Below are 24858 nucleotides of genomic sequence, written 5' to 3'. Positions count from 1 at the left end.
GTAACGACCAATTACTGTCGCCAACGTCACCGTACGCGCCCGGAACACTTCGGATAGCGTCGACGCGTCCCCTCCGTACCCCTCGTCCCAGGAGGCTCACGATGAGCACCGCCGCAGCGGGCCCGCGCCCCGGCGCCGTCCTCGCCGACGTCCTGCCCGCCACCACGCTCAGCCGCTCCGTCGCCCGCGACGCCGCCCTGGTCCTCGGTGGCGCCGCGCTCACCGGCCTCGCCGCACAGCTCGCCGTCCCCCTCCCCGGCACCCCCGTCCCCGTCACCGGACAGACCTTCGCCGCCCTCCTCGTCGGCGCCGGGCTCGGCGCCCAGCGCGCCCTGCTCTCGATCGGCCTCTACGTCCTCGCGGGCACCGCCGGCGTGCCGTGGTTCACCGAGGGCGGCCACGGCGCGGCCATGCCCTCCTTCGGCTACCTCCTCGGCATGCTGCTCGCGGCCGTCGTCGTCGGCGCCCTCGCCCGGCGGGGCGGCGACCGCGGAGTGCTGCGCACGGCCGGCACCATGATGGTCGGCAGTGCGATCATCTACGCCGTCGGCGTCCCCTACCTGGCCCTGGCCGCCGACTACTCGGCCGGTGAGGCGGTCGCCAAGGGCCTCGTGCCCTTCCTCGTCGGCGATGCGCTCAAGGCCGCGCTCGCGATGGCCGCCCTGCCCACGGCCTGGCGGCTGGTCGACCGCGGCGCCTGAGCCGAGGCGCGTCGCGAGACGAGGGAGCCCGGTACCACTCGGTACCGGGCTCCCTGCCGTGCTCGTGACGGTGCGGGCTCGCGTGCGCGTGCGCGCTCCGGCTCAGCCGGCCGGCAGCTGCGCGAGCTGCGCCTCGATCCGGGCGATGTCCGCCTCCGCCGTGGACCGCCGGGTGCGGATCTTCTCGACGACGTGGTCCGGCGCCTTGCCGAGGAAGCCCTCGTTGCCCAGCTTGGCCGTCGTCTGTGCCAGCTCCTTGCGCGCGGCCTCCAGGTCCTTCGTCAGCCGGCGCCGCTCGGCGGCGAAGTCGATCGCCCCGGACAGGTCGAGCGACACCGTCGCCCCGGCCACCGGGAGCGAGGCCGTGGCGGAGAACTCCGCACCGGCCGGCTGGAGCCGCAGGAGCGCACGCATGGCCTCCTCGTGCGCGACCAGCGGCGTACCCGCCAGCTCCAGCTTCGCCGGAACCCGCTGTCCGGGCTGAAGGCCCTGGTCCGCGCGGAACCGGCGGACCTCCGTGACGGCCTGCTGGAGCGTCTCGATCTCCCGCTCCGCGGCCTCGTCCCGGAACCCGCTGTCGGACGGCCACTCCGCGACGACGAGGGACTCGCCGCCGGTCAGCGTCGTCCACAGCGTCTCCGTGACGAACGGGACGACGGGGTGCAGCAGCCGCAGCATGACGTCCAGCACCTCGCCCAGGACCCGCCCGGACACCTCGGCGGCCCGGCCGCCCGCGGCGAACGTCGTCTTGGACAGCTCGACGTACCAGTCGAAGACCTCGTCCCAGGCGAAGTGATACAGCCCGTCGGAGAGCTTGGCGAACTGGTAGTCGTCGTAGAACGCGTCCGTCTCCGCGACGACCGTGTTCAGCCGGGAGAGGATCCACCGGTCGGCGGCCGACATCTCCGAGGCCTCCGGCAGCGGCCCCTCGACCGTCGCACCGTTCATGAGCGCGAACCGGGTGGCGTTCCAGATCTTGTTGCAGAAGTTGCGGGACGCCTGCACCCAGTCCTCGCCGATCGGCACGTCCACACCGGGGTTGGCGCCGCGGGCGAGGGTGAAGCGCAGCGCGTCGGAGCCGTAGGTGTCCATCCAGTCCAGCGGATTGACCGCGTTGCCGAAGGACTTGGACATCTTCTTGCCGAACTGGTCGCGCACCATGCCGTGCAGGGCGATGGTGTGGAACGGCGGGGTGCCGTCCATCGCGTACAGACCGAACATCATCATCCGGGCGACCCAGAAGAAGAGGATGTCGTAGCCGGTGACCAGGACGGAGTTCGGATAGAACTTCTCCAGGCTCTCCGTCTTCTCCGGCCAGCCCAGCGTGGAGAACGGCCACAGCCCGGAGGAGAACCAGGTGTCCAGGACGTCGGTGTCCTGGTGCCAGCCCTCGCCCGCCGGCGGCTCCTCGTCCGGCCCGACGCAGACCGTCTCGCCGTTCGGCCCGTACCAGACCGGAATGCGGTGCCCCCACCACAACTGCCGTGAGATGCACCAGTCGAGCAGGTTGTCCACCCAGCCGAAGTACCGGGACTCCATCTCCTTCGGGTGGATCGCCACCCGGCCGTCGCGCACCGCGTCCCCGGCCGCCTGCGCCAGCGGGCCGACCTTGACCCACCACTGCATCGACAGCCGCGGCTCGATCGTCGTCTTGCAGCGCGAGCAGTGCCCGACCGAGTGCTGGTACGGGCGCTTCTCCGCGACGATCCGGCCCTCCGCCCGCAGGGCGCCGACGACGGCCGAGCGGGCCTCCAGCCGGTCCAGCCCCAGAAACGGGCCGTGCGCGGTGATGACCGCGTGCTCGTCCATGACCGTCAGGCTCGGCAGGCCGTGCCGCTGGCCGATCTCGAAGTCGTTCGGGTCGTGCGCGGGTGTCACCTTGACGGCGCCGCTGCCGAACTCCGGGTCCACGTGCTCGTCCGCGACGACCGGGATGGACCGGTCCGTCAGCGGCAGCCTGATCTCCCGGCCCACCAGGTGCCGGTAGCGCTCGTCGTCCGGGTGGACGGCCACGGCCGTGTCACCGAGCATCGTCTCCGCCCGGGTCGTCGCGACGACGATCGAGTCCTCGCCCTCGCCGTACCGGATCGAGACCAACTCGCCGTCCTGGTCCGCGTACTCCACCTCGATGTCCGAGATCGCCGTGAGGCAGCGCGGGCACCAGTTGATGATCCGCTCGGCCCGGTAGATCAGGCCGTCGTCGTAGAGGCGCTTGAAGATGGTCTGGACGGCCCTGGACAGGCCCTCGTCCATCGTGAAGCGCTCCCGCGACCAGGCGACACCGTCGCCCAGGCGGCGCATCTGCCCGGAGATCTGGCCGCCGGACTCCGCCTTCCACCGCCAGACCCGCTCGGTGAACGCCTCCCGGCCCAGATCGTGCCGGGACTTGCCCTCCTTGGCCAGCTCCCGCTCGACCACGTTCTGCGTGGCGATGCCCGCGTGGTCCATGCCCGGCTGCCACAGCGTCTCGAAGCCCTGCATGCGCTTGCGTCGCGTGAGGGCGTCGATCAGCGTGTGCTCGAAGGCGTGCCCGAGGTGCAGGCTGCCGGTGACGTTCGGCGGCGGGATGACCACCGCGAACGGCGGCTTCTCGCTCTTCGCGTCCGCCTCGAAGTAACCCCGCTCTACCCAGCGCTCGTACAGCTCTCCTTCTACCTCGGCCGGCGCGTACTGGGTCGGCAGATCGGCAGGTGCGCTGTGGGGGCCCTGGGGGCCGTGCTGAGTTTCGGTCACGGCGGCCAGTCTACGGCTGCGTATGTCATGGTCTCGAACCGGTTTGGCGCCCCGGTTCGGTGCGCTCCGGCCCAGCCGCGATGATGTACGGACCGCGTACGCACGTGCGGTCCGCACGCCCAGGGGAGGAACCACTTTGAGCCAGAACGAGCCGAAGCCGGAGCAGCCGCCCGAGCCGCCCGAGCCGCCGACTCCGCCGCCGGCGGCGCCCCCGTCGCCGGCGGGGAGCGACGCGTCCCCGCCGGCCCCGGGCCCGGCCACTCCGCCGTCGGCACCCGGCCCGGCCACGCCGCCGCCCCCGGGCCCGGCCGTTGCGCCCGCGCCGTCCGGCTACGTCCCGGCCCCGCCGCCCCCGGCCTCCTCCGGCGGCAAGGGCAAGGTCATCGGTATCGCGGCCGGCGCCCTCGCGCTCGTCGCGGCCGTCGTCGTCGGCGTCCTGCTGCTCACCGGCGGCGAGGACGACACCGAGGCCGGCGACCGCAAGAACAGCGCGGACACCGGCGGCAAGGGCGACGAGGAGAACGAGGACGAGCCCGACAACCCGGGGGAGACCGACGGGCTTGAGGACGGCCCCGCCCCCGACGAGCCGAAGCCCGAGGACGACCCCGCCGACCCGCCGGCCGACGGCACGCCCTACAAGCTGGTCCTGCCCCAGAAGGTGCTCGACGAGTACAGCCTCATGCAGGACGAGAGCGCGTTCGACGCGGAAGACGAGGACTTCCAGGAGGCCGTCGAGGCCATGCGGGTCGAGGGCGGCGAGGGCGTCCAGGGCATGTACTCCACCGTCGACGTCAACGACCCCTCCGCCTTCGAGGACCCGACCGCCCTGGAGGACCTGAGGATGCTCATGGTCTTCGGCTCCTGGGGCTCGGTCGCGGACCCGGAGGCCTCGGTGGACGGCTTCTTCGACGAGATGGAGAAGCAGGTGGCGGCGGACAGCGAGGCGGACACCCTGGTGGGTGAGCCCCGTGCTGTGCAGCCCGCAGGCCTCGACGGCGCGGTGATGAAGTGCCAGGTCATGCGCACCGAGGGGCTGGACGAAGGCGCCCAGGACGTCCCCCTGTGTGCCTGGGCCGACAACAGCACCGTGGTCGTGACCATGCCGATCAAGATGCAGGGGTCGGTCAGCGTTGAGGAGGGTGCGCAGATCGCGGCCGACCTCCGTGCCGAGGTCCGCGTCAAGGCCGGGTGAGTGCCGCCGCACCCGAGCGGAACCGTTCCAGATGTAAGGGTTCTGGAGCGGTTCCCGTATCGGATGCGGGACTTCCGGCACGTCTCGGCCAGGATGTAGGGAACGCGTCAATGCATGCGTGAAGCATGCGCACGGAGGGAAGCGTCTTGAGTTACCACCAGCCGCCGCCGCAGGGCCCGTACGGCCAGCAGCCCCAGCAGCCGGGTCCCTACGGAGCCCCCGCGCCCCAACAGTCCTACGGGCAGCCCGGCGGCGCTCAGCCCGGCTACGGGTACCCGGGACAGCAGCCCCCGCCCCCGCCGGGCTACGGCTACCCGGGCCAGCCCGGCCAGCCCGGCCAGCCGGCCCCCGGCGCCCCGCCGTACGGCCAGCCGCAGCAGCCCGGCGGCTACGTCCCGCCGCCCCCGCCCCGCAAGAGCAACACCGGCAAGGTCGTCGGTCTGTCCCTCGGCGCCGTCGTCCTCGTCGGCGCACTCGTCGGTGGCTTCATCGTCTTCATGGGCGACGACGGCGGGGCGGGCGAGGCGGCCGACGACGGCCCGCACAAGCTGGTCGCCCCGGAGACCGTCGACGCGTACAAGCTGCAGGACGGCAGCGGCGGTTCCATGGGGGAGGGCGACTTCGAGGACATGCTGGACACTCTCGGCATCTCCGAAGCCGAGTCGGTCGAGGGCGAGTACAACACCGTGGACACGAGCAACCCCGACTCGCTCAACGAGAGCAGCCTCGCCACGATGGAGATCGCTTCGTTCTCCGGCCTCTACGGCTCCGTGGAGGACCCGGAGCGGGCCGTGGACGACTTCTTCGGCGCCATGCGGGCGCAGGCGTCCAAGGACCCCGAGAAGGGCGAACTCGTGGGTGACCCCGAGGGCGTCTCCCCCGACGGGGCCGACGGCTCGGTCATGAAGTGCCAGGAGATCCGGGTCAAGGCCAGCGCTGACGTGCCCACGGACATGAGCACCGCGGTGTGCATGTGGGCCGATTACAGCACCGTGGGCATGGTGCTGCCCGTGAAGCCCATCGGCTCCACGTCCGTCGACGACGCCGCGAGCATCACGGGGAAGTTCCGCAAGGAGGCCCGCGTCCCGCTCGGCTGACGACGGAACAGACGCTCGACGGCGTGGGGCTGGCCCGGGGTGCGGGCCCGCCCCACGCGTACGGGTACGGGATGTGACGCGGCGGGCGCGTTCCGCGAAGATGGACCCCACGCGACAGCGCATGTACACGGCATGCGTGGGGAGGGGAGCGTCATGAGCCAGCACCAGCCGCCACCACAGGGGCCGTACGGGCAGCCGCCGCAGCAGCCGAACCCGTACGGCGCCCCGCAGCCGCAGCCGCAGCCGCAGCCGCAGCCGCAGCCGCAGCCCTACGGGCAGCAGCACCCCGGGCAGCCGTACGCGCAGCCGCAGGTTCCCGGACAGCAGCCGGGCTACGGCGGTCAGCCCGCCGGGTACCCGGGGCAGGCCGCTCAGCCGCCCTACGGCGTCCATCCCGGCTACCAGGCGGGTGGGTATCCGCCGCCCCCGCAGCCCCGGCGTGGCGGCGCGGGGAAGGCGATCGCGCTGACGGCGGGCGCGCTCGTCGTGGTCGGTGCCGTCATCGGCGGCATCGTGCTTCTGACCGGCGGCGGTGACGGGGGAGGGGCCGACATCGCCGACGACGGCCCGCACCGGCTCGTCGCGCCCGAGACCGTGGGGGAGTACCGGCTTTCGGAGGACGAGGACGCCGCCGCGGAAGCCGGCACCGAGGACGAGAAGTTCATGGCCGTCATGCAGAGCCTCGGGGTCTCGGACGGCACGTCGGTGCGCGGGACGTACGGCACCCTGAGCGAGGACGCGGCGCCCGAGCCGGGCGACTCCGCCTCGGACAACCCGCTGACCAGCATGAAGATGGCCTTCTTCGGCGGGGTCTGGGGCGAGGTGAACGACCCCGAGCAGGCCGTGGACGACTTCTTCCGCTTCGTCAGGAGTGAGGCGGCCAAGGACGAGGGCAGCACCACCGAGTTCGTCGGCGATCCGCGCGCGTTCACACCCGAGGGCTTCGAGGGCGCCGTGATGAAGTGTCAGGAGATCAGGGACGAGCAGGACGGCGTGAAGTTCGCCGCACCGCTGTGCGTCTGGGGGGACTACAGCACGGTGGGGATGGTCGTGCCCATCCCGGTGTTCGGCTCGATGTCCATCGACGCGGGAGCCCAGCTCGCCGCCGACTTCCGCGCCGAGGCCCGCGTCGGGGTCGCGTAGCGCCCGTCACGACGACGGCGGTGGGGCGGGCGGCGCGCTGCCCGCCCCTACGCTGGGGTCCGTCGACCAGACCCGGTGCCGGGCGGCGGTGGCCCGCTGCCCTCGGTCTCTCCCTCCCCCACCGGGCCCCGCCGTCCGCGGCCTGACGTGCCGCAGAAAGCGTCCGTCGTGTTCCGTACCTATCTGCTGCCGATCGAGGCCGCCGTCTCGCTGTTCCCCCTGGTCACCGCGCTGATCATGGCACCGGTCGCCGTCCGCGGCTACCGCAGGCGCGGACGGGCCGGGGGCTGGCCGGTCCTGGTCTTCTACAGCTTCGTCTTCTACCTGATCGCGGCCCTGCTGCAGACGGTCATGCCGCTGCCGGTCGACACGGACGGATTCTGCTCCACCGCCCGGTACGCGGAGCACCCGCAGCTGGAGCCGTTCGCCTTCTACACCAGCATCTCCCTGGCCTCGGGGGGAGACTGGGCACCCGCCACCCTGGTCACCCTCGTGCCCACGTGGACCAGCCTGCTCAACGCCGTCCTGCTCCTCCCCCTCGGCGTGTACCTGCGCTACCACCTGCGGCAGGGCCTGCTGTCGACCGGTGTGCTGGCCTTCGCCACCTCACTGTTCTTCGAGACCACGCAGTACACCGGGCTGTGGTTCGTCTACGCCTGTCCCTACCGGCAGTTCAACGTGGACGACCTCATCCTCAACACCGGGGGAGCGGTGGTCGGCTGGCTGTTGGCAGGACCGCTGGTCCGGGTGCTCCCCGTCAACGACCCGGAGCGCGAACGCGCCCGGTACGGGCTCCGGGTCACCTTTCCCCGGCGTGCCATGGCGTTCCTGGCCGACCTTGCGGGCTGGCTCGTCACGTGGACGCTGGCCGCGGGACTGCTGGCCGTCGCCACCGACCCGTCCACCGGCCGTGCGCACGCCTTCGCGATCGGCACCGGTCTCGGCCTGTTCTGGTTCTGGCTGGTGCCCCTCGCCTTCGCGTCCACCCTGGGGAAGCGCGCCGTGCTGCTGCGTGTCGCCCACCCGGACGGCACCCGGCCCGGCGCGCTGCGCATCACCGTCCGCACCTGGTGTCTCCACGCGCCGCTGGCGCTGGCATGGCTGGCCCTGGCGGAGCACACGGGAGCGATCGACACGCCGGAGCCGGCCGGGGCGCTCCTCCCGTACGCCGCGGCGCTCTCCGCGGTCGTCGTGTGGGGCTGGTCGCCGCTGGCGGTCCTGCTGCGTCGCGACGGCCGGGCTCCCTACGAGCGCTGGTCCGGCACGGTCAACGTCGCCATCCCCAGCAGACGGGACCGGCGTCCGGCCGCTGACCGCGACCGGGAGCGCGATCCGGCCGACAGCACGGCCGTCTAGGGGGAGACGCGGCGCCGTGGCGGCCCCGGGAATCCTCCGCAGGAGGGCCCGGGGCGGCCGCGCAGCGCCTACGCCGGAGTGACTAGGCCGACTTCTCGCGGGGGCCGGACTCGTTGCCGCGGTGGCGCGGCACCAGCGTCGGGTTCACGTTCGAGTGGACGACGTCCGCGGTGATGACGACGCGGGCCACGTCCTTGCGGGAGGGCACCTCGTACATCACGGACATCAGGACCTCTTCCATGATGGCCCGCAGCCCGCGCGCCCCGGTGCCGCGCAGGATCGCCTGGTCCGCGATGGCCTCCAGCGCCGGACGGTCGAACTCCAGCTCCACGCCGTCGAGTTCGAACAGCCGCTGGTACTGCTTGATGAGCGCGTTGCGCGGCTCGATGAGAATCTTGAGCAGCGCCTCGCGGTCGAGGTTGTGCACCGAGGTGATGACCGGGAGACGTCCGATGAACTCGGGAATCATCCCGAACTTCACCAGGTCCTCCGGCATCACCTCCTCGAAGTGGTTCGCCGACTCGATCTCGCGCTTGGAGCGGATCGTCGCGCCGAAGCCGATGCCCTTCGCACCCGCCCGCGCCTCGATGATCTTCTCCAGCCCGGCGAACGCGCCGCCCACGATGAACAGCACGTTCGTCGTGTCGATCTGGATGAACTCCTGGTGGGGATGCTTCCGGCCGCCCTGTGGCGGCACCGAGGCCGTCGTGCCCTCCAGGATCTTCAGCAGCGCCTGCTGCACGCCCTCACCCGAGACGTCCCGGGTGATCGAGGGGTTCTCGCTCTTCCGGGCGACCTTGTCGATCTCGTCGATGTAGATGATCCCGGTCTCGGCCTTCTTGACGTCGTAGTCGGCCGCCTGGATCAGCTTGAGCAGGATGTTCTCGACGTCCTCGCCGACGTACCCGGCCTCCGTCAGCGCCGTGGCGTCGGCGATGGCGAACGGGACGTTCAGCATGCGGGCGAGTGTCTGCGCGAGCAGCGTCTTGCCCGAACCGGTGGGGCCGAGCAGCAGGATGTTGGACTTGGCCAGCTCGATGCCGTCGTCCCGGCCCTGCGGCCCGCCGTTCTCGCCGGCCTGCACCCGCTTGTAGTGGTTGTAGACGGCCACGGAGAGCGCCTTCTTCGCGGGCTCCTGGCCGACCACGTAGCCCTCGAGGAACTCGTAGATCTCCCGGGGCTTGGGCAGCTCGTCCCAGCGCACCTCGGAGGACTCGGCGAGCTCCTCCTCGATGATCTCGTTGCAGAGGTCGATGCACTCGTCGCAGATGTACACACCAGGGCCCGCGATGAGCTTCTTCACCTGCTTCTGGCTCTTGCCGCAGAACGAGCACTTGAGCAGATCGCCGCCATCACCGATGCGTGCCACGAGGTGCTTCCCCTTCGCCTGTCACCGCCGGGGCCCCGGCGATTCCTGGTCCTTGCTCTTCGAAGGTACCTTGCCCAGGCCCTCGAATGGGCCCCCCTTGGCAACGATGAAGCCCAAGGGGGGCACCCTGGTGCCGAGTGAGCGGGCGAATCAGCCCGCCAGCCCGACCGAGCTCTTGCGGGTGGAGACGATCTGGTCCACCAGACCGTACGCGAGTGCCTCCTCCGCGGTGAGGATCTTGTCGCGCTCGATGTCGTCGCGAATCTCCTCGATCGCCTTGGTGGAGTGCTTCGCGAGCATCTCCTCCAGCTGCGTCCGCATCCGCTGGATCTCGTTCGCGGCGATCTCCAGGTCGGAGACCTGGCCGCGGCCCGTCTCGCTGTACGGCTGGTGGATCAGGATACGGGCGTTGGGCAGCGCCATCCGCTTGCCGGGCGTGCCGGCTGCCAGCAGGACGGCGGCGGCGGAGGCCGCCTGGCCCATGCACACCGTCTGCACGTCGGGCTTCACGAACTGCATCGTGTCGTAGATGGCGGTCAGCGCGGTGAACGAGCCGCCGGGGGAGTTGATGTAGATCGAGATGTCGCGGTCCGGGTCCATCGACTCCAGGCACAGGAGCTGCGCCATGACGTCGTTGGCGGAGGCGTCGTCGATCTGCACGCCGAGGAAGATCACCCGCTCCTCGAAGAGCTTCGCGTACGGGTCGTACTCGCGTACGCCCTGCGAGGTGCGCTCGACGAAGCGGGGCACGACGTAGCGGGCATCGGGGGAGGGGCCGGAGTAGCGGCCGTCGGGACGCTCGTAGAGACCGGCGCCGGGGAAGTTGTTCATCGGGTGTCCACCGTCCTGGTGATCCTCGTGAGGAGGGGGGAGGCTGCGAGTTGCGGGAAAGCCCTGCGGGGGCGGTGAACGGCGCTCAGGCGCCCGTTCCACCGCCGCCGGGAATGTCGGCCGCGGACCCGATCACGGCGTCCAGCAGGCCGTACTCGCGGGCCTCCTCGGCGCTGAACCAGCGGTCCCGGTCGGCGTCGCGGTTCCACTGCTCGACCGTCTGGCCGGTGTGCTGGGCCGAGAGCGTGGCCATCTTCTTCTTGGTGCGCAGGAGCTGCTCGGCGTGGATCTTGATGTCCGAGGCCGAGCCCGCGAGCCCCGCGGACGGCTGGTGGATCAGGATCTCGGCGTTCGGCAGGGCGAAGCGCTTGCCCGGGGCGCCCGCGCTCAGCAGGAACTGGCCCATCGAGGCGGCGAGGCCCATCGCGATCGTCACCACGTCGTTCTTGATGTACTGCATGGTGTCGTAGATCGCCATGCCGGCCGTGATCGAGCCGCCGGGGCTGTTGATGTAGAGGTAGATGTCCTTGTCCGGGTCGGCGGCAAGGAGCAGAAGCTGTGCGGTGATCTTGTTGGCGATCTCGTCGTCCACCGGCTGGCCGAGGAAGATGATCCGCTCGTTGAGCAGCCGGTTGTAGACCTGGTCGCCGAGCCCGCCACCGAAGTTGGGCTCACCGGCGGCGGAAGGCATCGGAAGCGTCACGTGTCCACCTGCTCGTGTCCGGACGGCTGGGCCGCCGATAAGGGCGCTCCATGTGCCGTCACTAGCGTCTTCGTGTACATGGACCCTAACGCGCTGGTCCCGCACCGCCATCCCGCTCCGAGAACTGTTCGCTGTGAGCGCAGGCTGCGTTCCGGCAGGTCGGGCGGGGAAGGGCGGGGCCGTTGCGCCGTACGCGAACGGGCCCGTGCGCGCTCGTGCACACGGGCCCGTCCGCCGGGTCCCACAGGGCCGGTCAGCCCTCGTTCTTCTCCTCGTCGGCCTTCTCGTCGGCCTTCTCGGAGGCGGCCTCGCCGGACTCCTCGGCGGACGCCTCGACCGTCTCGGCCGTCTCGTCCTCCTCGTCCAGCTCCACGACCTCGCCGTTGCTGTCCTTCACCGTGACGGACTCGACGACCAGGGCCAGCGCCTTACCGCGGGCGACCTCGCCGACGAGCATCGGCACCTGGCCGCCCTCGACGACGGCCTGGGCGAAGGCGTCGGGGGTCATGCCGGAGGACTGGGCACGCCGCATGAGGTGCTCGGTGAGCTCCTCCTGGCTGACGTTCAGCTTCTCCTTGGACACCAGCTCGTCCAGGACGAACTGGGTCTTGATGCCCTTGACCGCCTGCTCCCTGAGCTCCTCGTCGAACTCCTCCTCGCTCTTCTCCTGGAGCTTGAGGTAGGTCGCGAGGTCCATGCCCATCTGGCCGAGCTGGTGATTGACCAGGTTGTGCTTGCGGGTGTTGATCTCGTCCTCGAGGAGCTTGTCGGGGACGGGCACCTCGACCAGGCCGATCAGCTCGTCCAGCACCTTCTGCTGGGCCTCGGTGGCCTGGTCGTACTTCTTGCCCTGCTCCAGCCGCTTGCGGCTGTCCTCGCGCAGCTCGGCGATGGTGTCGAACTGGCTGGCGAGCTGGGCGAAGTCGTCGTCCAGCTCGGGCAGCTCACGGGCCGAGACGGTCTCGACGTCGACCTTGACCTCGGCCTCCTGGCCCGCCGCGGAGCCGCCCTTGAGGGTGGAGGTGAAGGTGGCGGAGCCGCCGGCCTCCAGGCCGGTGACCGCGGCGTCGATGCCCTCCAGCAGCTCGCCGGAGCCGATGGTGTAGTCGATACCCTTGGCCACGCCGTCCTCGAGCACCTCGCCGTCGACCTTGGCCTCCAGGTCGATCTTGACGACGTCGCCCTCGGCGGCGGCGCGCTCGACGGCGGAGGTGGAGGCGAAGCGCTCGCGGAGCTGCTCGACGGCCTTGTCCACGTCCTCGTCGCCGACCTCGACGGCATCGACGGTGACCTCGATGCCCGAGTAGTCCGGGATCTCGATCTCGGGCCGGACGTCCACCTCGGCGGTGAAGGCCAGCACCTCGTTGTCCTTGAGATCGGTGATGTCGACCTCGGGCTGGCCGAGCGGGTTCAGCTCACCCTCCTCGACGGCGCTCTGGTACAGCTTCGGCAACGCGTCGTTGACGGCCTCCTCCAGCACCGCACCCCGGCCGAAACGCTGGTCGATCACCCGCGCCGGGACCTTGCCCTTGCGAAAGCCGGGCACCGTGACCTGCTGGTTGATCTTCTTGTACGCCGCGTCGAGGCTGGGCTTGAGCTCCTCGAAGGGCACCTCGACAGTGAGCCGAACCCGGGTCGGGTTCAGGTTCTCCACGGCGCTCTTCACGGTCGGTCTCCTTGGGGCTGACTGCTCGGGATGGTCGTCCTCGGACGCGTTGCTGACCGCGTTCCTCGGACGCTCTGTGTACGTGCCGCCCGGACCGGCTCCACCGGTCCGTCGTCACTCTGGCGCCCCGCATCCCGACGAGATTCCGGCAGGATGCCGACCAGGGCTGGTCAGAACCGGCTGGATCCGGCTGGACCCGGCAGGCGGGGCATCCCATGAGGAACACGGACACGACACAGGCACGCGCGTCTTCATACTACGTGGTCGGGGTGGCCGGATTCGAACCGACGACCTTCCGCTCCCAAAGCGGACGCGCTACCAAGCTGCGCCACACCCCGCCGGTGCGACACGTAGGGTACATGCCGTACGATGCACTGCGTGCCGCGCGGCGATCATTGGCCCGGGTCGGAAGACACGTCGACGACCTGCTCCAGGACCGCTGACGAGGTGCTCGCGGGCGTAGCTCAATGGTAGAGCCCCAGTCTTCCAAACTGGCTACGCGGGTTCGATTCCCGTCGCCCGCTCGCGCTGCCGACAGCCCGGACCGTCACGGTCCGGGCTGTCGCCGTTTCTCCCGCCCGTCGCCGGTCAGAGCGTGATGGAGCTGATGGACTCCGCCAGCGAGTCCAGGAAGTTCTCGATGGTCGGCGCCATGCCGCTGGAGGCGAGGAAGAAGCCGAAGAGCGCGGCGACGATCGCCGGGCCCGTCTTGACGGAGCCGCCGCGGATCATCACCACGAGGATGACCGCGAGCAACACGACCACGGACAGCGAAATGGCCACAACTGATCACACCTTCGTTCGGAACGCCTCGCCGCCGGCCTGAGGGATGGGCCCGCGCGCCCGCACCCTCGGCGGCACCCCCCATCGTGCCACCAACCGGGTGACCGTAGGAGCCCGTTGACATGCCGTCGGTGTGAAGTCCGCTGCGACGGCGGGTTGCTGGGCACGGTGGAGGGTGCCGCGTGGCACGCTCCAGGCAGTAAATCGGATCAAATGCCGTGAACCTGATCCCGTCGCGTCTCGATGGTCGCCGTGTGAGCACGAAGTGAAGAATTTTCATGAACGGAGGCAACCTGGCATCCGTCGTTTCCGTCTGAGTAATTTCGCGCCTATGGTGCGGTGGATGTTCCACGCTGCTTCCCGGCGCTCGGCATCGCCGGCCGCCGTACGCGAGACGCCCGACACGACGTGGTCGACGGCCCCGGCCCAGCCCGCGCCCGCCGCGGGGAGGGAGTGCAGACCGGTCAGGGCTCGGGACCCGTTCCTCGACAACGCCAAGTTCCTGACGATCGTCCTGGTGGGCATGGGGCACGCCTGGGCTCCGCTGACGTCGGAGAGCCGGGCCGTCGCGGCCCTCTACATCGCGGTCTACACCTTCCACATGCCGGCGTTCGCCCTGATCTCCGGCTACCTCTCCCGGAGCTTCCAGGGACGCCCCGAGCAGGTCCGGCGGCTGGTCACCGGGGTCGCCGTGCCCTATGTGGTCTTCGAGGTCGTCTACACCCTCTTCATGCGCCAGATCGGCGAGCCGGACCGGCCGCTGTCCCTCTTCAGCCCCGGGTACGCCCTGTGGTTCCTGTGCGCGCTGTTCGTCTGGCGGCTGAGCGCGCCGATCTGGCGGGCCCTGCGCTGGCCGCTGCCCGTGGCGCTCGGGATCGCCGCCGCGGCCGCCGCGACACCGGGGATCGGGGACGAGCTCGACCTCATGCGGGTCCTGCAGTTCCTGCCCTTCTTCGTGCTCGGCCTCCAGCTCAGGCCGGAGCACTTCGAGCTGGTCAAGCGGCCGGGGGCGCGGGCGGTCGCCCTGCCCGTGCTGCTCGGCGCCGTCGCCGTCGCCTACTGGGCGGTGCCCCGGATGAACCACGAGTGGATGCTGCACAACCGCTCCGCCCAGGAACTCGGCTCGCCCTGGTGGGTGGGTGTGGTGATGACGTTCGCTGTCTTCGGCTGCGCGGTGCTGCTGACCGCCTGCATGCTCGCCTGGACGCCGCGCCGGACGGTGTGGTTCACGGCCCTGGGCGCCGGGACGGTCTGCGGCTACCTCCTGCACGTTTACCCGATCCAGCTGGCCCGGCAGTTCGACTGGTACGCGTTCCCCGGAGCGGCCTCGCCGACCGGCTGCGCCGTCATCACGCTGCTGGCCTTCGCGATGATGACGGTGCTGTGCACCCCGGCCGTCCACCGGGCCGTGCGGCCCCTCGTGGAGCCCAGGATGGCGTGGTTCTTCGACCGGACCCCCGCGCCACGTTCACCCGAAAGGGTGAGTACCCCGGGGGCGCGCTGACCGCCGGTCAGTTCCGGCAGAGCAGCAGCAGGGCCCGGTCGTCGTTGACGTCCCGGGCCACCCGCTCGATCAGGTGCCACGCGGCACCGCGGAACCCGGTGGCGATGTGGGTCTCCGCGGCGCCCGTCAGCCGGTCGATGCCCTCGGTCAGATCCCGGTCGGCGGCCTCCACCAGACCGTCGGTGAAGAGCATGAGGACGTCACCGCGGCGCAGCCGCCCCTTCGCGGGGTGGAACTCGGCGCCGTCCAGCACGCCCAGCAGCGGCCCGTCCGCGGCGTGCTCCTCCCACTTGCCCGCCCCGGCGCTCAGCTGCATGGCCGGCAGATGCCCGGCCGACATCAGCTCGAAGTCGCCGGTGTCCAGGTCGAGCACGAGGTGGACGGAGGTGGCGAAGCCCTCCTGCCATTCCTGACGCAGCAGGTAGGCGTTGGCGGCGGGCAGGAAGCCCGGTGCCGGCAGGGAGCCCAGCAGCCCGCCGAAGGCCCCGGAGAGCTGGAGGGCCCGCGAGGCGGCGTCCATGCCCTTGCCGGAGACGTCGGTGAGGACGATCTCCAGGGTGCGACGGTTCGCCCCCGTGCGGGCGGCGACCACGAAGTCGCCGGAGAAGGACTGGCCCCCGGCCGGACGCAGGGACATCTCACCGTGCCAGCCGGGCGGCAGCTTGGGCAGCCGGCTCTGCACACCGAGACGTTCGCGCAGGTCGAAGAGCATGGTGCTGCCGCCGGTCCAGGGAACCCCGACGCGCATCCGGAACTGGGCGATCAGCAGCCCGGCCAGCCCGACCGCCGCGACCACGAGCACGCTGCCGGGCGTGACCCGGCCCGCGCCGTCGGTGTACGGGCCGAGCGCGACGGACTCGACGATGAGGGCCACGGCGGAAGCCGCGTACAGCGTCAGCAGGCTCACCGGGCGCAGCAGCAGCCCGCCGGCGATGACGGGCAGGACCAGCGTCTCCGGAGCCACCCACAGCGGCTGTACCACCGTGCCCCACGTGAACAACGTCACGACGAGGAGGAGCACGCCGAAGACCAGCCAGTCCGAGCCGTGGCCGCGGAAGGAGTCGACGCCCGACCGGCGCAACCGCAGCCGGGCCCGGTGCCACGCCTTGCGGCTGCGGTCCACCCGGGCCGCCTGCTCAGCCGAACCGGTGCGACCTGCCATGGCTCGGGACCTTATCCGGGGTGTCCGGCCTGCGTCGATTCCCAACCTCAGTCCGAAGTATTCCTGTTCGAAAATCGGATGCTCGGATGGGTGCGGTTTGGTAGGCAGGACGTATGACGACTGAGGTCCGCGCGATGCGCGCCGACGAGTGGGACGCCTGGTTCGACACCGTGGTCCGGGCCTTCGGCGCGGATCCGGCGGAGCAGGAGGAGCGGCGCGCCTGGCGCGGCGTCCTGGAGGTCGAGCGCGCTCTCACGGCGGTGGACGGACGGGAGATCGTCGGCACGGCCGCCAACTACAGCTTCCGGCTGACGGTGCCGGGTGGCGCCGCCGTCCCCACCGCGGGCCTCTCGGCGGTCAGCGTCGCCCCCACCCACCGGCGCCGCGGCGTGCTGACCGGCATGATGCGCCGACAGCTCGACGACGTCCGGGCGGCGGGGGAGCCGCTGTCCGTCCTCCGCGCCTCCGAGCCGGCGATCTACGGCCGGTTCGGCTACGGCGTCGCCAGCCGCTGCCTCGGCGCGACGGTCGACACGACACGGGTGAGCTTCGCCGCCCCGCCCGGTACGGACGACGTCCGGCTGCGCCTGGCGGACCCGGAGAAGTCCCTGCCGGACTGCGAGGCGCTCTACGCCCGTCTGGTGCCCGGCCGCCCCGGGATGCTGCGGCGCATGTCCGCCGCGTGGGAGCGGCGCCAGGTCCGGGTCCGGCCCGGCGAACGGGGCGACGCCTCGCCGCTCCAGTGCGTGCTGGCCGAACGCGGCGGCGAGCTCGTGGGCTATGCCCGCTACACCTTCCGCCCGCGCTGGGACGACGACGGACCGCACGGCAGCGTCCGGCTGCGCGACCTCGACGCCCTGGACCCGGCCGCCACGGCCGCCCTGTGGCGCTACCTGGCGGGGATCGACCTCACCGAGTCGATCGCGGTCCACGACCGCCCCGTCGACGATCCGCTCCAGCACCTCGTCTCCGACCCGCGCCGCTGCCGGCTCCGGCTCGGCGACCAGCTCCACCTGCGCACCGTGGAGGTCGGCGCCGCCCTGGCCGCGCGCACCTACACCGCGCCCGTCGACGTCGTCCTCGACGTCGCGGACGCGTTCTGCCCCTGGAACGCGGGCCGCTGGCGGCTGAGCGGGGACGGGCGTGGCGCGGTGTGCGAGCGCACCGACGCCCCCGCCGAGCTCGGGCTGTCCGTCCGTGAGCTGGGCGCCGCGTATCTGGGCGGTGTGACCCTGGCCGAGCTGGCGGAGGCCGGGCTTGTGCGGGAGGAGCGCACGGGGGCGCTCGCCGCGGCCTCGATGGCCTTCGCCGGAACCCGGGCGCCCTGGGCGGCCTACGGCTTCTGACAGCCGGGGCACCAGAAGAGGTTGCGTCCGGCCAGCTCGGCCGTCCGGACGGGGGCCGCGCAGACGTGGCAGGGCAGGGCGGCCCGGCGGTAGACGTAGACCTCGCCCCCGTGGTCGTCGACGCGGGGCGGGCGCCCCATGGCCTCGGGGGTGTGCTCGGGGCGGACGGTGTCGATGCGGTTGGTCCGCACGCCCTCGGGCATGAGGCCCACCAGGTCGTCCCACAGCCTCCGCCACAGCGCCGGTGTCAGCTCCCGCCCCGGCAGGTAGGGGTGGACGCCGTGCCGGAAGAGCACCTCGGCCCGGTAGACGTTGCCGACGCCCGCGACGATCTTCTGGTCCAGCAGCAGCGTGGCGATGGCCGTGCGGCTGCGGGTTATGCGCGCCCAGGCCCGCTCCGGGTCCGCGTCGGCACGCAGCGGATCGGGGCCGAGCCGGGCGACGACGGCGGCCTTCTCCGCGTCCGTGATCAGCTCGCACCGCGTCGGCCCCCGCAGGTCGGCGTAGGCCGCCTCGTCCGCGAGCCGCAGCCGCACGGTGGGCGGGGGCGCGGTGCCGGCCGGATCGCCGGGGAAGCCGAAGAACACCTTGCCGAACAGGCCCAGGTGCACGTGCACCCAGCCGAGGCCGGGGCCGAAGCCCAGGAAGAGGTGCTTGCCGGTGGCGTCGGCCGAACGCAGCGGGTGGCCGTCGAGCAGGGCTGCCGACCGGGCGAACGTGCCCTGCGGGCTGCTCGCCCGCACGGCACGGCCCGCGAAGCGGTCCCGGTAGTCGGCCGCCAGCCGGTGGATCGTGTGACCTTCGGGCATGGTCGGCTGCTGTGCTCCTCGGCGCTGCTCGGCGTTCCCCGGTGCTCCCGGCTGGCTCAGCCCTGCTGCGGGTGGTGCGCGGGGATCGGCGGGAGCTCGCGCGTCGTCTCGTAGCCGGCGAGCTGGTCGATGCGGCGCTGGTGGCGCTCGTCGCCGGTGAACGGGGTGCCGAGGAAGACCTCGACGAAGCGGGTGGCCTCCTCGGTGGAGTGCATCCGCCCGCCGATGCTGATCACGTTGGCGTCGTTGTGCTCCCGGCCCAGCGCGGCCGTCTGCTCGCTCCACGCGAGCACGGCCCGCACGCCGCGCACCTTGTTCGCCGCGATCTGCTCACCGTTGCCCGAGCCGCCGACGACGACGCCCAGCGCGTCCGGGTCGGCTGCGGTGCGCTCGGCGGCGCGCAGGCAGAACGGGGGGTAGTCGTCGGCCGCGTCGTAGACGTGGGGGCCGCAGTCGACGGGCTCGTGCCCGTTGGCCTTCAGCCACTCCACCAGGTGGTTCTTCAGTTCGTAACCGGCGTGATCGGAGCCGAGGTAGACGCGCATGGGCAGGATTTTCGCACGGGACGGCGTCCCTCCGCGCTCCGGGTGGCCGCCCGCGCCCGGGTGGGACCGTGCCCCGTGGAGCGGGGGCGCCGCTCCGTAGACTGGCGGGGTGAGCGAGACCCCCGGCAACCCCGGCCCCCCAGGACACGCGGAAGGCGACCCGTTCGGGAGTGACCCGTTCGAGGAGTTCGAGGAGATCGTCGGGGAGGAGACCCAGCGCGACCCCGACCTCGCGGTGATCGAGGCGGGCAGCCGCACGCTGCGCACCCAGGCCGGCCCGCTCGCCGCCGCCGACGTGCCCACCCGCCCCGCCGACCCGGAGACCGACCGGGCCCTGCGCGAGGTGGAGGACGCGCTGCTCGGCCGCTGGCCGGAGACCCGGCTGGAGCCCAGCCTCGACCGCATCCGGGCGCTCATGGACGTCCTCGGCGAACCCCAGCGCTCCTACCAGTCCGTCCACATCACCGGGACGAACGGCAAGACCAGCACCGCGCGCATGATCGACGCGCTGCTGCGCGCCTTCGAGCTGCGCACCGGCCGGTACAGCAGCCCGCACGTGCAGTCGATGACGGAGCGGATCTGTGTGGATGGGAGCCCGCTGTCCGCCGAGGCGTTCATCCGCACCTACGAGGACGTCCAGCCGTTCATGGATCTGGTGGACGCCGCCCAGGAGCACCGGCTGTCCTTCTTCGAGGCGCTGACGGGCATGGCCTACGCGGCGTTCGCCGACGCGCCCGTCGAGGTCGCCGTCGTCGAGGTCGGCATGGGCGGCAGCTGGGACGCGACCAACGTCATCGACGCGGCCGTCTCGGTCGTCACCCCGATCGCGCTCGACCACACCGACAAGCTGGGCGGCACGCCCGCCGAGATCGCCCGCGAGAAGTCCGGGATCGTCGCCCCCGGCGCCACCCTCGTCATGGCGCAGCAGCCGGTCGAGGCCGCGGCCGTGCTGATGCGCCGGGCGGCCGAGCAGGGCGCGACCGTGGCGCGGGAGGGCCTGGAGTTCGGCGTGGTGAGCAGGGAGGTCGCGGTCGGCGGGCAGCTGCTGACCCTGCGCGGGCTCGGCGGCGAGTACCCCGAGGTGTTCCTCCCCCTGCACGGCGCCCACATGGCCCACAACGCGGCCGTCGCCCTCGCCGCCGTCGAGGCGTTCTTCGGCGTCGGGGCGGAACAGGGGCGCAGCCTGGACACCGACACGATCCGCACCGCCTTCGCCGCCGTCACCTCGCCCGGCCGGCTCGAACTCGTCCGCGCCAGCCCCTCGGTGCTGCTGGACGCCGCTCACAACCCCGCCGGGGCCCGGGCGACGGCCGAGGCCGTCTCCGAGGCCTTCGGCTTCAGCCGGCTCGTCGGCGTCGTCGGGCCGAGCGGGGACAAGGACGTGCGCGGGGTGCTGGAGGCGCTCGAGCCGGTGCTCGCCGAGGTCGTCGTCACCCGGAACTCGACGCCGCGGGCGATGGACGTGGACGCGCTGGCCGCGCTGGCCGTCGAGGTGTTCGGCGAGGAGCGCGTGCGGGTCGAACCGCGCCTCGACGATGCGCTGGAGGCCGCGATCACGCTGGCCGAGGAAGAGCACGAGTACGCGGGGGCCGGGGTCCTGGTGACCGGATCGGTGATCACGGTCGGCGAGGCCCGGCTGCTGCTCGGAAAGGACCGCTGATGCGAACGCTGTGCGCCTCCACCCTGATCGCGGAGTTCCTCGTCATCGGCTTCGCCGGCCTGGTGGCCATGCGGCTCACCGGCCACTCCGCCACCGCGGTCTGGGTCGTCTCCGGCGTCGCCATGGCCCTGTGCCTGCTGCTGTGCGGCATGCTGGGCAGGCCGGGGGGCCTCCAGCTCGGCTGGGTGCTCCAGTTCGCGCTGATCGCGAGCGGTTTCGTCGTTCCGACGATGTTCGTCCTCGGCGTCGTGTTCACCCTGCTGTGGTGGGGTTCGATCAAGGTCGGCTCGACGGTGGACCGCGCCAAGGCCGAACGCGCGGCCGCCTGAGCCCCGCCGACGGCCCGGCCGTGCCCCTGCGGGGCGCGGGGGGCCCGGCCGTTGTGTAGCCTCAGCGCGTCCGGGCGCGTCGGGCGCCGGTTCCACGGCCTCGCCCGGGAACCCCCTGTCTGCCCGAACCTTCCGTCACCCCGGTGACCCGGACATCCGAAGACCTCCGAAAGCAAGGAGCGGCCCATGAGCCAGCGCACCCTCGTCCTCCTCAAGCCCGATGCGGTCCGGCGCGGCCTGGTGGGCGAGATCGTCGGCCGGATCGAAGCCAAGGCGGGCTGGACGATCACCGCGCTGGAGCTGCGGACCCTGGACCGGGCCACCCTGGAGCAGCACTACGCTGAGCACGAGGGGCGGCCGTTCTACCCGCCGCTGCTGGACTTCATGTCCTCCGGCCCGTCGGTCGTCATGGTGGTCGAGGGGGAGCGGGTCATCGAGGGCGTGCGTGCCCTGGCCGGCCCGACCGACCCGATCCAGGCAGCCCCGGGCTCCATTCGGGGGGACTTCGGGACAATTGTCCGGGAAAATCTCATTCACGCGTCGGATTCCGTCGAATCCGCCGAACGGGAGATGAAGATCTTCTATCCCGAGGGTGCCTGATTCGGTTTTCTGACGGCACGTCAGACGGGTGCGGCCGGGCTCCGCGCCCCGGGGCGACCGGTCCGCCGGTCGCCTTCTGCATATCTTTCGGGTTCTGGGGGAACGAATCACCCAGACGCGACGTCATCAGGGGTAGGACCGGTCGTCGCCTGCACCACAATGGCGGAGGAACCCGCTCCTCGTCGTGCGCGTGAACGCGACTACGATGGAGGCTTCCGGAAGACCCTCCGCGATCCGCAGCTCTTCCTGCCCTTTTGCCTGCTCATCACTTCGCTCCTGCTGGAAGGCCAGACGTATCCTCATGGCGAACAACATGTCGTTCATCGGCCGTGACATGGCGATCGACCTCGGGACCGCGAATACGCTGGTGTACGTCAGAGGGCGCGGAATTGTCCTCAACGAACCCTCGGTCGTCGCCATCAACACCAACACCGGCGGCATTCTCGCCGTGGGTGCCGAAGCCAAGAAGATGATCGGGCGCACGCCGGGCAACATCGTCGCCGTCCGGCCGCTCAAGGACGGCGTGATCGCGGACTTCGAGATCACCGAACGGATGCTGCGGTACTTCATCCTGAAGGTGCATCGGCGCCGCTACCTCGCCCGGCCCCGCGTCGTGATCTGCGTGCCCTCGGGCATCACCGGCGTCGAGCGGCGGGCCGTCATCGAGGCGTCCACGCAGGCGGGTGCCCGGCAGGTCCACATCATCGAGGAGCCCATGGCCGCCGCGATCGGCTCCGGCCTCCCGGTGCACGAGGCCACCGGCAACATGGTCGTCGACATCGGCGGCGGCACCACCGAGGTCGCCGTCATCTCCCTGGGCGGCATCGTCACCGCCCAGTCGATCCGCGTCGCCGGCGACGAGCTGGACAACGCGATCATCCAGTACGTCAAGAAGGAGTACAGCCTCCTCCTCGGCGAGCGCAGCGCGGAGTGGATCAAGATCACGATCGGTTCCGCCGCCGAGCTGGACGAGGACGAGCACACCGAGATCCGGGGCCGGGACCTGGTCAGCGGACTGCCCAAGACGGTCGTCATCTCCGCCGGTGAGGTGCGCAAGGCCATCGAGGAGCCGCTCAACTCCATCGTCGACGCCGTCAAGACGACCCTCGACAAGTGCCCCCCGGAGCTCTCCGGCGACGTCATGGACCGCGGCATCGTCCTCACCGGCGGCGGCGCGCTCCTGCGCGGCCTGGACGAGCGGCTCCGACAGGAGACCGGCATGCCCATCCACATCGCCGAGGACCCGCTCGACTCCGTGGCCCTCGGCTCCGGCAAGTGCGTCGAGGAGTTCGAGGCCCTCCAGCAGGTCCTGGACGCGCAGCCGCGCAGGTGACCCGCGGGCGCCGCACCGAGGGCGTACGACGCGCCCCCGACCGGGCGACATCGGTGGACAGCCCACCGGAAACACCCGAAGGTCCTTAGGCATAACACGGTTCCGACAAGGGGAAGGCACGGCCGTCGCACGTGAGGGACTCCCGAGAAAGCCGGCTTCTGCTCATCCTCCTCGTGGCCATCGCGTTCGCACTGATCACGGTGGACATGAGGAGTGGTGAGGACTCGCCGCTCGACACCGCCCGGGAGGGCGCCGCGTCCGTCTTCGGGCCGGTTGAGAACGCCGTCGCGGGGGCCGTCGACCCGGTGGGCAACGCCATAACGGCCGTCCGCCAGTCCGGCGACCGCCACGACCGGCTCGCCGCCCTGGAGCGGGAGAACGCGGAACTCAAGACGCGCCTCGGCTCCGACGAACGGCGCAAGTCCCGCGTCGCCCAGCTCGACAAGCTGCTGAAGACGGCCGCCGCGGGGCAGTACGGCGTCAAGGGCGCCCAGGTCGTCGCCATCGGCGCCGCCCAGGGCTTCTCCTGGACGATCACCATCGACGTCGGCAAGCGCGACGGCATCACCCCCGACATGACCGTGCTCAACGGCGACGGGCTCGTCGGCCGCGTCACCACCGTCGGCGCCACCACCTCCACCGTGCTGCTGGCCACCGACCCGGACTTCACCGTCGGCACCCGGCTGGAGGGCAACGACGAACTCGGCTTCGCCACCGGCCGCGGCGACAGCTGGCTCACCGTGCAGCTCCTCAACAGCAAGGCCGACGTGAACAAGGGCGACCGCCTGGTGACCTTCGGCTCCAGCAACGACCGGCCGTTCGTCCCCGGCGTGCCCGTCGGCAAGATCGTCGAAGTGCCTCCGGCCACCGGAGCACTCACCCGCACCGTCCGCGTCGAGCCGTACGTCGGGTTCAGCCGGCTCGACATCGTCGGCGTCGTCGTCGAGCCGCCGCGCGAGGACCCCCGCGACACGGTCCTGCCCGACCCGCCCAAACCGGAACCCACACCCACCGTCACCGTCACCGTCGGACCGGACGGCGAACCGCTCGAAGAGGGCGAGGAGGGTCAGGACGGACTGGAGGGCCAGGGCGGCCAGGAGGAACTCGACCCGCGGGACCCGGACGCGGAACCGCCCCCCGGAGACGATCCGGGCGGGCCCCCCGCCCCGCAGGACGTGGGCGGGGACACCGAGGAAGTGGCCGGCGAGACCGACGCCGACGAGCAGGGAGTGGAGTAGTCGATGCGCTTCAACCGCATGCTGCTGTCGGGGACCCTCCTCGTCGTCGCGCTCGTCGTCCAGGTCAGCGTCCTCGCCCGGCTCCAGCTCCCCGGGGCCACGCCCGACCTGCTGCTCCTGACCGTCCTCGGCCTGGCCCTCGTCTACGGCCACACCAGCGGCGCCCTGATCGGCTTCACCGCCGGCCTGCTCGCCGACCTCGCCCCACCCGCCGACCACGCCGTCGGCCGCTACGCCCTCGTGCTCTGCGTCGTCGGCTACGCCGCCGGACTGACCAAGCCCGAGACGGGGCAGCACCGCAGCGCCACCGCCCCCATGCTCGTCGTCGGCGTCGCGGCACTCGCCTCCACACTGCTCTACGCGGGCGTGGGCGCGCTCGTCGGAGACGGCGCCGCCCGCCACGTGGGGCTCGGCGGACTGCTGCTCACCGCGACCCTCTACGACCTCCTGCTGGCACCCTTCACCGTGCCGCTCGTCATGATCCTGGCCCGCCGGGCCGACCCCGATCCGCTCGCCGACGCCGCCGGGGGGACCGGCACCGCGGCCGAGAGCGCCTACCGGCCGCTCGCCACCGCGACCGCCGGCTCCGGCGGACCGACGCGCCGCCTGTTCGGCAGACGCAGTCGCACCAGCGGCTGGTCCACGGGCCGGACACGCTGGACGTCCAGCAGCGGAGGCGGGGGCGGCCGCGGGCTGCTGAACCGCTCGACCCGCCTCCGGGCGGGACGCGTCAAGGGAGCCAAGCGGCTGTGACGGGA

At 71.6% G+C, this 24858-nt stretch carries 22 protein-coding genes and 2 tRNA genes; 14 read left to right on the top strand and 10 right to left on the bottom strand.

What is annotated here, in order from left to right; genetic code table 11:
• Positions 1-101: 101 nt before the first annotated feature.
• A complete protein-coding gene (locus O7609_RS06105; protein WP_269733857.1) occupies positions 102-701 on the top strand; it encodes a biotin transporter BioY in 600 nt (199 codons plus the stop codon).
• 102 nt (positions 702-803) lie between these two features.
• Here the strand turns inward: O7609_RS06105 and O7609_RS06100 are convergent, their stop codons facing one another.
• Positions 804-3434: a valine--tRNA ligase gene (locus tag O7609_RS06100; protein ID WP_269743203.1), complete on the bottom strand. Its 2631-nt coding sequence runs from the start codon at positions 3432-3434 to the stop codon at positions 804-806.
• 136 nt (positions 3435-3570) lie between these two features.
• On the opposite strand from O7609_RS06100, the gene O7609_RS06095 reads away from it, so the two are divergent.
• The 4 genes from O7609_RS06095 to O7609_RS06080 all read left to right on the top strand — a co-directional run bounded on the left by O7609_RS06095 (position 3571) and on the right by O7609_RS06080 (position 8222).
• On the top strand, positions 3571-4626 hold the full coding sequence (locus tag O7609_RS06095) for a hypothetical protein (RefSeq protein WP_269733855.1): 1056 nt from the start codon (positions 3571-3573) through the stop codon (positions 4624-4626).
• A gap of 146 nt (positions 4627-4772) precedes the next feature.
• A complete protein-coding gene (locus tag O7609_RS06090; RefSeq protein ID WP_269743202.1) occupies positions 4773-5723 on the top strand; it encodes a hypothetical protein in 951 nt (316 codons plus the stop codon).
• Positions 5724-5876: 153 nt separating this feature from the next.
• Positions 5877-6866, top strand: a complete 990-nt coding sequence (locus O7609_RS06085) for a hypothetical protein (RefSeq protein ID WP_269733853.1) — start codon at positions 5877-5879, stop codon at positions 6864-6866.
• A 168-nt stretch (positions 6867-7034) separates the two neighbouring features.
• Positions 7035-8222, top strand: a complete 1188-nt coding sequence (locus tag O7609_RS06080) for a VanZ family protein (protein ID WP_269743201.1) — start codon at positions 7035-7037, stop codon at positions 8220-8222.
• 82 nt (positions 8223-8304) lie between these two features.
• Here the strand turns inward: O7609_RS06080 and clpX are convergent, their stop codons facing one another.
• From clpX to O7609_RS06055, 5 genes are all read right to left on the bottom strand, one after another.
• On the bottom strand, positions 8305-9591 hold the full coding sequence (clpX, locus tag O7609_RS06075) for an ATP-dependent Clp protease ATP-binding subunit ClpX (protein WP_269733851.1): 1287 nt from the start codon (positions 9589-9591) through the stop codon (positions 8305-8307).
• Between the two features lie 150 nt (positions 9592-9741).
• Positions 9742-10422, bottom strand: a complete 681-nt coding sequence (locus O7609_RS06070) for an ATP-dependent Clp protease proteolytic subunit (RefSeq protein ID WP_269733850.1) — start codon at positions 10420-10422, stop codon at positions 9742-9744.
• A gap of 85 nt (positions 10423-10507) precedes the next feature.
• A complete protein-coding gene (locus tag O7609_RS06065) occupies positions 10508-11113 on the bottom strand; it encodes an ATP-dependent Clp protease proteolytic subunit (RefSeq protein ID WP_219091777.1) in 606 nt (201 codons plus the stop codon).
• A 265-nt stretch (positions 11114-11378) separates the two neighbouring features.
• Positions 11379-12791, bottom strand: a complete 1413-nt coding sequence (gene tig / locus O7609_RS06060; protein WP_269733849.1) for a trigger factor — start codon at positions 12789-12791, stop codon at positions 11379-11381.
• Positions 12792-13052: 261 nt separating this feature from the next.
• A tRNA-Pro gene (locus tag O7609_RS06055) sits at positions 13053-13129 on the bottom strand.
• A 115-nt stretch (positions 13130-13244) separates the two neighbouring features.
• Between O7609_RS06055 and O7609_RS06050 the strand changes: the two genes are divergently transcribed.
• Positions 13245-13315 (top strand) — tRNA-Gly (locus O7609_RS06050).
• Positions 13316-13379: 64 nt separating this feature from the next.
• On the opposite strand, the gene O7609_RS06045 is transcribed toward O7609_RS06050, so the two are convergent.
• Positions 13380-13574 carry a hypothetical protein gene (locus O7609_RS06045; protein ID WP_269733848.1) on the bottom strand — a complete coding sequence of 65 codons (195 nt, stop codon included), beginning with the start codon at positions 13572-13574 and terminating at the stop codon, positions 13380-13382.
• Between the two features lie 343 nt (positions 13575-13917).
• On the opposite strand from O7609_RS06045, the gene O7609_RS06040 reads away from it, so the two are divergent.
• Complete coding sequence (locus tag O7609_RS06040; RefSeq protein ID WP_269743200.1) at positions 13918-15078, top strand: acyltransferase family protein; 1161 nt, start codon at positions 13918-13920, stop codon at positions 15076-15078.
• Between the two features lie 7 nt (positions 15079-15085).
• Here O7609_RS06040 and O7609_RS06035 read toward each other — a convergent pair whose 3' ends face one another.
• Entirely contained in the window at positions 15086-16240 is a 1155-nt protein-coding gene (locus O7609_RS06035; RefSeq protein ID WP_269733846.1) for a PP2C family protein-serine/threonine phosphatase, read from the bottom strand.
• Positions 16241-16353: 113 nt separating this feature from the next.
• Between O7609_RS06035 and O7609_RS06030 the strand changes: the two genes are divergently transcribed.
• Positions 16354-17586, top strand: a complete 1233-nt coding sequence (locus O7609_RS06030; RefSeq protein WP_269733845.1) for a GNAT family N-acetyltransferase — start codon at positions 16354-16356, stop codon at positions 17584-17586.
• Here the strand turns inward: O7609_RS06030 and O7609_RS06025 are convergent.
• Positions 17574-18395, bottom strand: coding sequence for an Fpg/Nei family DNA glycosylase (locus tag O7609_RS06025; RefSeq protein WP_269733844.1), 822 nt, complete (start codon positions 18393-18395; stop codon positions 17574-17576). The genes O7609_RS06030 and O7609_RS06025 overlap by 13 nt on opposite strands.
• A 56-nt stretch (positions 18396-18451) precedes the next feature.
• Positions 18452-18940, bottom strand: coding sequence for a ribose-5-phosphate isomerase (locus tag O7609_RS06020; protein WP_269743199.1), 489 nt, complete (start codon positions 18938-18940; stop codon positions 18452-18454).
• Between the two features lie 109 nt (positions 18941-19049).
• On the opposite strand from O7609_RS06020, the gene folC reads away from it, so the two are divergent.
• From folC to mreD, 6 genes are all read left to right on the top strand, one after another.
• Positions 19050-20600, top strand: coding sequence for a bifunctional tetrahydrofolate synthase/dihydrofolate synthase (gene folC, locus O7609_RS06015; RefSeq protein WP_443072068.1), 1551 nt, complete (start codon positions 19050-19052; stop codon positions 20598-20600).
• Complete coding sequence (locus tag O7609_RS06010) at positions 20600-20929, top strand: DUF4233 domain-containing protein (protein ID WP_269733842.1); 330 nt, start codon at positions 20600-20602, stop codon at positions 20927-20929. Before folC ends, O7609_RS06010 begins: the two co-directional genes overlap by 1 nt.
• A gap of 186 nt (positions 20930-21115) precedes the next feature.
• A complete protein-coding gene (gene ndk / locus O7609_RS06005) occupies positions 21116-21529 on the top strand; it encodes a nucleoside-diphosphate kinase (protein WP_269733841.1) in 414 nt (137 codons plus the stop codon).
• A 313-nt stretch (positions 21530-21842) separates the two neighbouring features.
• Positions 21843-22862 carry a rod shape-determining protein gene (locus tag O7609_RS06000; RefSeq protein ID WP_219091778.1) on the top strand — a complete coding sequence of 340 codons (1020 nt, stop codon included), beginning with the start codon at positions 21843-21845 and terminating at the stop codon, positions 22860-22862.
• Positions 22863-22993: 131 nt separating this feature from the next.
• Positions 22994-24100 (top strand): rod shape-determining protein MreC, encoded by a 1107-nt coding sequence (gene mreC / locus O7609_RS05995; protein WP_269733840.1) that lies wholly within the window; start codon positions 22994-22996, stop codon positions 24098-24100.
• Between the two features lie 3 nt (positions 24101-24103).
• Positions 24104-24853: a rod shape-determining protein MreD gene (gene mreD / locus O7609_RS05990; RefSeq protein WP_269733839.1), complete on the top strand. Its 750-nt coding sequence runs from the start codon at positions 24104-24106 to the stop codon at positions 24851-24853.
• Positions 24854-24858: the final 5 nt, after the last annotated feature.

The organism is Streptomyces sp. WMMC1477 (genome assembly GCF_027460245.1).
Classification (GTDB): Bacteria; Actinomycetota; Actinomycetes; order Streptomycetales; family Streptomycetaceae; genus Streptomyces.
The sequence above is the reverse complement of the archived record's forward strand: the minus strand, read 5'-3'. Positions and strand labels throughout refer to the sequence as shown.